The following is an 8,737-nucleotide window of genomic DNA, read 5'->3' as shown; positions in this document are numbered from 1 at the left end:
GCTGACCCTCTGCTTGTAAGGCAGATGCTCTCCCAACTGAGCTAAACCTCCATAAATGCTACCTCTTTAATATACCATTTTATTAAACAAAGGTCAACACTTTTTTTATTTTTCTAACCATTGTCGATATTAATTTTAACATTCCTCGACTCAAGCAAGCAATATATTATCATAATTTCTTTAATTAATCAATATAAAAAATATTTTTATTTAAATTTTTTTAAATAAATGTAAGCGTTATCTTTTATTACTAAATCAATCCTAATTTTTACTAAGATATGATAAAATAAAAGAAAGAAGTTCATTTATAGAAAGGTGGTTATTTTAATGAGAACTTATCATGCAAATGAAATTGGAAATGTTGCAGTATTAGGACATTCAGGTTGTGGTAAAACAAGCATTGTTGAAGCTATGGCTTATCGTAGCGGACTGATTAATCGAACCGGTAATGTGAGTGAAGGAAATACTTTAAGCGACCATAGTATTGAAGAAATCATTCGTAAGTCTTCTGTCAATTTATCTATTGTTCCTGTTGAATGGAATAATTGTAAAATCAACCTAATTGATGTTCCTGGAATATTTGATTTTACCGGAGAATGTGAAGCAGCCTTAAGTGTATGCGAGTCGGCTTTAATTGTTGTTCCATCATCATCAGGTATCAATGCAGGAACAAAACAAGCAATGTTTAAAGCAAAAGATAAAGCAAAAATCATTTATATTAATGGTTTGGACAATCCCAATAGTAATTATTCAACAAAATTACAACAATTAAAAGATACTTACGGAAAAGCTATCGCCCCTATTCAAGTTCCAATTATGGATAATAATAAAATGATTGGATATATCAATGTAGCAAAAATGGAAGGACGTATTTTTGAAGGAAATCAAACTAGAGCTATGGAAATCCCAATAGAATTAATGAATGAAATTCAACCTATTAAAGATATGATTGATGAAGCAGTCGCAAACACGAGTGATGAACTATTAGAAAAATATATTAATGAAGAACCTTTTACTAAAGAAGAAATATCTTTAGCATTACGTAAAGGTGTTATAGAAAAAACATTAATTCCTGTCTTATGTGGAACTGATCAAATCGGGATTCAAATAATATTAAATTCCATGGTAGCCTTTTTTAGTGCTGCTGGTGATATGAGTAATTCTTTGATTGTTAAAAATGTAGATAAAAACGAAGAAGAGATCATTGGTTATGATGAAAGTCTACCTGCTAGTATTTTTATTTTTAAAACGATTGCTGATCCTTTTGTTGGTAGAACATCTTTATTCAAAGTCATTACTGGTACTGTTTATAGCGGTTCTTCTATTTATAATGTTAAAAGAAAAGAAAATGAAAGAATCGCTAAATTATATCAGCCTTGTGGTAAAGAATTAATTGAAGTTGATTGTTTACATGCTGGTGATATTGGTGCTGTTACTAAACTGAATGCATCTAAAACCAATGACACTTTGTGTATTGCAGGATATCAAATCATCATTCCGGAAATAAAATTCTCAACACCATATTATGGTAAAGCAATTACTCCAGTTGGTAAAAGTAATGAAGAAAAAATTACTAATGCAATTAATAAACTATTAGAAGAAGATCCTACATTACAATTTAAACCTAATTTTGAAACTAAACAACAATGTATTTATGGAATTGGTGATATTCATTTAGATATCTTATTATCAAAATTAAAAAACAAGTTTAAAGTCGAAGCAGCTTTAGAAGATATCAAAATCCCATATCGTGAAACTATTAAAAAAACAGTTACCCAAAGAACACGTTTCAAAAAACAATCTGGTGGTCATGGTCAATTTGGTGAAGTAGAAATCACATTTGAACCAACCTATGATTATAATCAAGCTTATGTATTTGAAGAAAAAGTATTTGGAGGAGCTGTTCCTAAATCATATTTTCCAGCTGTTGAAAAAGGCTTGATTGAAAGTGTTAAAAGCGGTGTTTTAGCTGGCTATCCAGTTCTTGGAATTAAAGCAACTTTAATCGATGGTTCTTATCATAATGTTGATTCATCTGAAATGGCTTTTAAAACAGCTACAACGATGTGTTTTAAAGAAGCTATCCCTAAAGCAAATCCCGCACTGCTCGAACCTTATATGAAAATGAAAGTTGTTGTAGATGAACAATACACTGGCGATATTATGAGCAATTTCAATACCAAAAGAGCTCGAGTAATCGGCAGTGATGTTCTTGATGATGGACTAATTAAAATTGTTGCTGAAGCCCCAATGAGCGAAGTCATGAATTATGCAGTTGACTTACGTTCAATTACTCAAGGACAAGGTTTTTTTGAAATGGAATTTTTAGATTATGAGTTTGCACCAGATAATATTGTTAAAAAAGTTGTTAATAAATAACAGGATATATAACTGGGGTTAATTTATACTCCAGTTATTTTCATATAAATTAACATATATAATCTTTAATTTATAAATTAAAAGTGTTATTATAAAAACATATATTAGGAGGAACAAATAATGAATGTACTTGTGTGTGGTGGAGCTGGTTATATCGGAAGCCATGTCTGTGTTGAATTGTTAAATGCAGGTTATGATGTTATCGTAATTGATGATTTTTCCAACTCAAAACCTGAAGTCTTAGAATATATTAAAGAAATTACTGGAAAAGAAGTAAAATTTTATGAATTTAATATTTTAGATGAAGATAAAACTGAATCTGTATTTAAAGAAAATAAAATAGATGCTGTTATCCATTGTGCAGCATTTAAAGCTGTTGGTGAATCTGTTGAAAAACCAATCGAGTATTATACCAACAATCTAACTACTACATTAATTGTTAGTAAAATGATGAAAAAATATCATGTTAATCAAATTGTATTTTCTTCAAGTGCTACTGTTTATGGAGATCCAGAAACTGTTCCTATTACTGAAGATTGTAAATTAGGAGAAACTACTAATCCATATGGAACAAGTAAAGCAATGATGGAAAGAATTTTAAGCGACGTTCAACACGCATGCCCTGAGATGTCAGTAACCTTACTCCGTTATTTTAATCCAATTGGAGCTCATGAATCAGGATTAATTGGTGAAGATCCAAAGGGAATCCCAAACAATCTAATGCCTTATATTATGAAGGTTGCAACTGGTGAATTAGAATGTTTAGGTGTTTTTGGAGATGACTATGATACTCATGACGGTACAGGAGTTCGCGATTATATTCATGTTGTTGATCTAGCTATCGGTCATGTTAAAGCAATCAAATATTATGCAAAACCAGGTGTCCATATTTGTAACCTTGGTACAGGAATTGGATATAGTGTCCTTGATATTGTAAAAACATTTGAAAAAGTTAATCATGTAAAAATTAATTACGCAATCAAAGAACGTCGACCTGGTGATATTGCAACATGTTATGCAGATCCTACTCGCGCAAAAAAGGAACTTGATTGGGTTGCAACAAAGGGAATTGAAGACATGTGTCGAGATACATGGAATTATGCCTTAAAACATAAACAATAAAGAGGTAATCCTCTTTTTTTTGTCGATTTATAAAAAATATTATGTGATTAGTTGATATCCTTTTATTAAATGTTGTTTTTGCGAGTTTTTTTTGGTATTATATAAAGGTACTGTTATGGAGGCTAATCATGGAAAAAGTAAAAAAATTATGGAAAGAAATTAGCATCTTTGGGATTGTAATTGTAGTATTTTTAGGATTATTTATTTATCGAAAAATTACTCATGTTGAATTTACAACAATTACCCAAAATGCACTTGTAGAAAAAGTAAAAGATAAAGATAGTTTTGTAGTAGTAATTGGTAATAACAATGACAGTGCTACATTATCTTATCAAGATACTATGACTACATTTTTAGAAAAAAATCGTAGTGAGTCTTTATACTATGTAGACATTTCTAATGATAGTGATTACACTACCTGGTTAGAAAAAAATCTTGATATCACTGATGGGACAGTGCCACAAACAATAGTCTATAAAGACGGAAAAATATCTACAAATAAAACAGGAGCATTATCATATTATCGACTTGCTCAACTATTCAAATAAAAAATCAGCATTTAGCTGATTTTTTATTTTATATATAAACGTTCAACTCTTTTTGAAATCAAACAAATTATCTCATAAGGGATAGTATCTAACTCTTTTGCCATACTAGATAAGCTTATATGCTCACCAAAAATTTCTACTTTATCTCCAGGTTTGATATTCTCATCAACCCTTACCATCATTTGATCCATACAAACTCTTCCAACAATTTCAAAATAAGAACCATTAATATAGACTTTACGTCCCTGGTTTTTTCTAATTATTCCATCAGCATAACCAATTGGCAAAGTAGCAATGTACTCATCTTGATTGGCAGTATAAGTTAATCCATAACCCACTCGCTGTCCTGCTTTGATTTTTTTTACCATTGAGACTTTTGTATATAACGACATTGCTTGTTTATACTCTTTAGATTCATTACCAGCTGGATCTATACCATACATGACAATTCCAATTCTTCCTAAATTCGAGCCAGTATCTTCATGATATGCCATCGCCGCACTATTGCAGCAATGAATATACTTAAATTTATGATGATCAATAAGGTCATAAAACATAGAAGATTGTTTCTCAAAGGCCTCTATCTCTCCATCAGCTGTAGCATAATGAGTAAAAATTCCTTCTAAAATAAACTTTGTACGATCAATCGTTTTTAACATTTCATCTAACTCTTTTTTACTTGTTAACCCAATTCTATGCATTCCTGTATCAATTTTTATATGAATTTTCAGTGGTTTATGATCAATTAATGTTTGTAAAAGATGCATATAATCTAAAGAAATCATTGTTAAAGAAACATCATAATTAATTGCTAATTCTATTTCTTCTTTAGTTGTAGGTACAGCCCCTAAAATTAAAATTCCCTTTTTTATTCCTAATTCTCTTAATTCAATCGCTTCAGGCAGTGTTGCAACAGCAAACATCTCTATATAATCTAAATCCTTTATATAACTAGCAACTTCTTTATAACCATGACCATAAGCATCCGCTTTTATTACAGCCATTAAAGGTCGTTTGAATTTTTGATAGGTTATTTCAATGTTTTGTTTTAAATACTTTAAATTAACTACAGCATATGTATCACGATATAAACTCATACTAACCCTCCATACTGTCATAGTATAATCCAATCAATATAATATTTCAATTATCTCATCGATTATTTTAATAAATATGTAGATAGAGGCAATGCCTCTATTTCAAACTAGATGTTTGCATACTACTAATAACACTAACCATTTCATCTTTACTTAAATCTTCAGAATAAACTTTACACAATATACCAGATTTCATCATCATTAATTGACCCTCATTATAAAAAGCTACACCATCAACAAGATCAATTACCTCACCACTTACTACTTCCATACTAATCTCATCAGTTGCCACCACTGGAGTTTCCACAACAGTAAAATTCTTATCACCAGTAAATTTTAAGATATGATTTGTAGTTCCATCAATCGTTGATACTTTTTCACTGTTTAAAGAACTTCCCATTAAAGCTATTGGATATAGTGGTAATTCACTAGATACATTTGAATACTCACTTGTACTTTTTTCAAGTACCTTTTTTTCATCAAAACTGTCTTTATTTAATTTAACATCAGTTTTAAAGTCAGTGAAATTTGCTGTAATAATTTCTGCATCATCTTTATCCAATACTGTTACTTGCTTTGGTGCTAATGTTTTATCAAAAATCATTTCCTGACTAACAATTCTTGAATCATTAGGATAGGTAACTTGAGATTTAACCTGATAACCTGTTTTTATTTTTTCTACTTCTCCTTTTTCTAAAAGTTCTATTAAAGATTGATAAATATATGGTTTAGGGGAATTATTAGGCCATTCACTTTGAAACTTAAAAATTTGATTTAAAGTCGGTGTTAAAACAAACACTCCGTCAGGATTCTTTACAATTATTTGTGATTGATTTAAAGATTTATCATATAATTCTACCTTATAATACTCATCTTTCTTTTCCTTTAAATAGCTTACATTTACCAGATAACTTTTCAATTCATCATTCTCTACCATTTCCATATTACATGTAAGCGTATATTTATCATAAGCTTTAACTTTATCAATCGTCTTATCTAAAGAATTGTCCTTAAACTTAAAAAATATTAACGACGCTATAACCAATGCAACTGCTACTGCAATACCAATATATATTTTTTTCAAAATCACACCCCCAATAATAAAATATGTTTAAATATCAATAATATGTATAAAGATAATTATCTTGGATACACTTTAATAAGGAGGATGAAAATAATGAATATAATACAAAAAATTTCCTTAGTATTAACAATCATTGGTGCTATAAACTGGGGGTTGATTGGTCTATTTAATTTTAACCTAGTCGATTCATTATTTGGTGTTGATAGTTTCTTATCAATGTTAATCTATATTCTAGTAGGTATTGCTGGTATTATCAACATCATGTTATTATTTGTAGATTTAGATACAAAATAATAAAGAGCAGTTACCTACTCTTCAATAATAAATGGGGTCATTTCTCCATTTTTTTTATTTATTTTAATTCTATTTTTTACCATTTTCAACATCGGAATATCATGTATAGAATCTGAATATGCATATGAATTCTCATAATCAATTTCTAAATTTAATTCATTAATAATATTATTTAAGCGCAAAACTTTTTCTTCGTTTTTACAATTTTTACCAATCATTTTACTAGTATATCTTCCATTTATGATTTGTGTCTTAGTACCTAATATACCATCAACTGGTAATTCACAAAAACGAAGATACCCCTCAATCGAAGCAGAACATATAAAGATTAAATAGCCCTGCTGTTTTTTATTTTTTAATTCAGCTACAACATTAGGATAATATTTAGGAACTAAACACATTTGATAAAACTTATTTAATTCATCATCATCTAAGCGATCCATTGGAAATAACCATGAAGTCTTAACACTTTGAAAACTAACTATTCTAATTAAATAAAGAATATATAAAACAGGAACCTTTAGCAGTCTAAATACTGCTAAAGGATGTTTTTTCAAATAATACCCTAATAAAACTTTACCAGAATCGCCATGAATTAATGTATCATCAAAATCAAAAAAAGCAAACTTCTGTTTCACTATGCAATCTCCAAAGCAATTTCCATCATTGTTGTAAAAGTTTTTTCACGCTCTTCAGGAGTCGTTTCCTCTTTAGATACTAAAGAATCAGAAACAGTTAATAGTGTTAAAGCCCGTTTATTTAAATATGCAGCTGTTGCAAATAACGCATATGATTCCATTTCTACACCTAAGCATCCCATTGATGCCCATTTTTCTGGTGCATTTTTATCAGCATGATAAAAGATATCTGATGACAAAATATTCCCAACATGATAATTAACATTCTTTTCCTTGGCTAAAGTAACAGCTTTTTCCAATAAACCATAATCACTTATCGCACTATAAATACCCGGCAATTCAAATTGATGAGCAAAATTTGAATCGGTACAACACCCCTGAACAATAATTATATCTCGCAAATGAACATTTTTTTTAAAAGAACCACATGAACCAATCCTAATAATGTTTTCCACACCATATTGACTATACAATTCATGGCTATAAATACCAATTGAAGGCATTCCCATACCAGAACCCATTATCGAAACTTCTTTTCCCTTATAACTTCCTGTATACCCAAACATATTTCTAACATTATTAAATTGTTTTACATTTTCCAAATAAGTCATTGCTAAAAATTTTGCCCGAAGCGGATCACCTGGCATCAATACTGTTTTTGCAATCTCACCAGTTGCTGCTTCATTATGTGGTGTTGCCATCTTTATTCCTCCTTGATTTTACCATCTTTAAAATAATAATATGTATCACTACCTTTTGGTTCACCTATTTTTTTATCTTTAACAGCATTGATTAGATTTTCTAAAAAATCATCAACATTATCAACTCCAAGTTGAGCAAAATAACCTTCTAGAACCAAAAAAGGCCCAAAACCATAATCATCTTGATTAAAATCAATGATATTATCAACTACCTCATTATATGCAGTTTTAACATCTTCAACAGTTTCTTGATCATCCATATTATATTTTACAATCTTCATATGATCTCCAAACTCTTCCTCAATTAATGGTAGACCATTTTTAGTAAAATATTCACAATTAGAACATCCTTCAACATAAAAATATTTTAATGTATATGTTTCTGTATAAACATTCTTTTCTTTTTTCTGACAACCTATCATTACTATACATAAGGTCATCACTACAACTAATTTAACTAATCTTTTCATATTACACCTCGTTATCTATTATAAACCAAAAACAAATAAAAGTATACCAGTCATTATTATATGTGTACATATAAATCCTAAAAAAACAAGACCCAAATATCGGGTCTTGTAAACATAAAGTTATATTTTATTTACGTTTTCTTTTTTTATTTCCATAGAATCCTAATGAAGCAATTGCTAGTCCTGCTAGTGGTAATATAACGCTTGTTGTATCACCTGTCTTAGTAGCATTTACCTTTGTATCACCTGGTTTTACAGTACTTTCAGGATTTGTTGGATTAGCTTCTAATCCTGCCATTGCTTTTGTTAATCCATTTATAGCAGCAGTTACTTCCTCTGCTGTTGCATTTGGATCATTTAATATTGCATTTGCTTTTGCTACTTCTTCATCTACTACTTTTAAT

10 protein-coding genes are annotated in these 8,737 nt (G+C 29.6%); 4 read left to right on the top strand and 6 right to left on the bottom strand.

Annotation, left to right across the window (positions count from 1 at the left end; all coding sequences use genetic code 11):
• The first annotated feature begins 327 nt into the window (after positions 1-327).
• From ACLR9T_RS12765 to ACLR9T_RS12755, 3 genes are all read left to right on the top strand, one after another.
• Positions 328-2,379 carry an elongation factor G gene (locus ACLR9T_RS12765; protein WP_413109887.1) on the top strand — a complete coding sequence of 684 codons (2,052 nt, stop codon included), beginning with the start codon at positions 328-330 and terminating at the stop codon, positions 2,377-2,379.
• A gap of 120 nt (positions 2,380-2,499) precedes the next feature.
• The gene (gene galE, locus ACLR9T_RS12760; protein WP_413109886.1) at positions 2,500-3,501 is read left to right on the top strand and encodes a UDP-glucose 4-epimerase GalE; all 1,002 of its coding nucleotides are present in this window, start codon (positions 2,500-2,502) and stop codon (positions 3,499-3,501) included.
• A 128-nt stretch (positions 3,502-3,629) separates the two neighbouring features.
• A complete protein-coding gene (locus tag ACLR9T_RS12755; RefSeq protein WP_413109885.1) occupies positions 3,630-4,049 on the top strand; it encodes a hypothetical protein in 420 nt (139 codons plus the stop codon).
• A 23-nt stretch (positions 4,050-4,072) separates the two neighbouring features.
• Here the strand turns inward: ACLR9T_RS12755 and alr are convergent, their stop codons facing one another.
• A complete protein-coding gene (gene alr / locus ACLR9T_RS12750) occupies positions 4,073-5,146 on the bottom strand; it encodes an alanine racemase (RefSeq protein ID WP_413109884.1) in 1,074 nt (357 codons plus the stop codon).
• Between the two features lie 97 nt (positions 5,147-5,243).
• A complete protein-coding gene (locus tag ACLR9T_RS12745; protein ID WP_413109883.1) occupies positions 5,244-6,236 on the bottom strand; it encodes a LolA family protein in 993 nt (330 codons plus the stop codon).
• A gap of 87 nt (positions 6,237-6,323) precedes the next feature.
• Between ACLR9T_RS12745 and ACLR9T_RS12740 the strand changes: the two genes are divergently transcribed.
• Positions 6,324-6,524, top strand: a complete 201-nt coding sequence (locus ACLR9T_RS12740) for a DUF378 domain-containing protein (RefSeq protein WP_413109882.1) — start codon at positions 6,324-6,326, stop codon at positions 6,522-6,524.
• Between the two features lie 14 nt (positions 6,525-6,538).
• On the opposite strand, the gene ACLR9T_RS12735 is transcribed toward ACLR9T_RS12740, so the two are convergent.
• The 4 genes from ACLR9T_RS12735 to ACLR9T_RS12720 form a co-directional block, all read right to left on the bottom strand.
• Positions 6,539-7,162, bottom strand: a complete 624-nt coding sequence (locus ACLR9T_RS12735; protein WP_413109881.1) for an HAD family hydrolase — start codon at positions 7,160-7,162, stop codon at positions 6,539-6,541.
• Entirely contained in the window at positions 7,162-7,863 is a 702-nt protein-coding gene (gene deoD / locus ACLR9T_RS12730) for a purine-nucleoside phosphorylase (RefSeq protein WP_413109880.1), read from the bottom strand. The genes ACLR9T_RS12735 and deoD overlap by 1 nt, the downstream gene beginning before the upstream one ends.
• A gap of 2 nt (positions 7,864-7,865) precedes the next feature.
• Entirely contained in the window at positions 7,866-8,333 is a 468-nt protein-coding gene (locus ACLR9T_RS12725; protein WP_413109879.1) for a hypothetical protein, read from the bottom strand.
• Positions 8,334-8,460: 127 nt separating this feature from the next.
• The coding region (locus ACLR9T_RS12720) for an LPXTG cell wall anchor domain-containing protein (RefSeq protein ID WP_413109878.1) at positions 8,461-8,737 on the bottom strand (277 nt) is incomplete at its 5' end.

Source organism: Thomasclavelia sp., assembly GCF_047249845.1.
Lineage (GTDB): Bacteria > Bacillota_I > Bacilli_A > Erysipelotrichales > Coprobacillaceae > Thomasclavelia.
The sequence above is the reverse complement of the archived record's forward strand: the minus strand, read 5'-3'. Positions and strand labels throughout refer to the sequence as shown.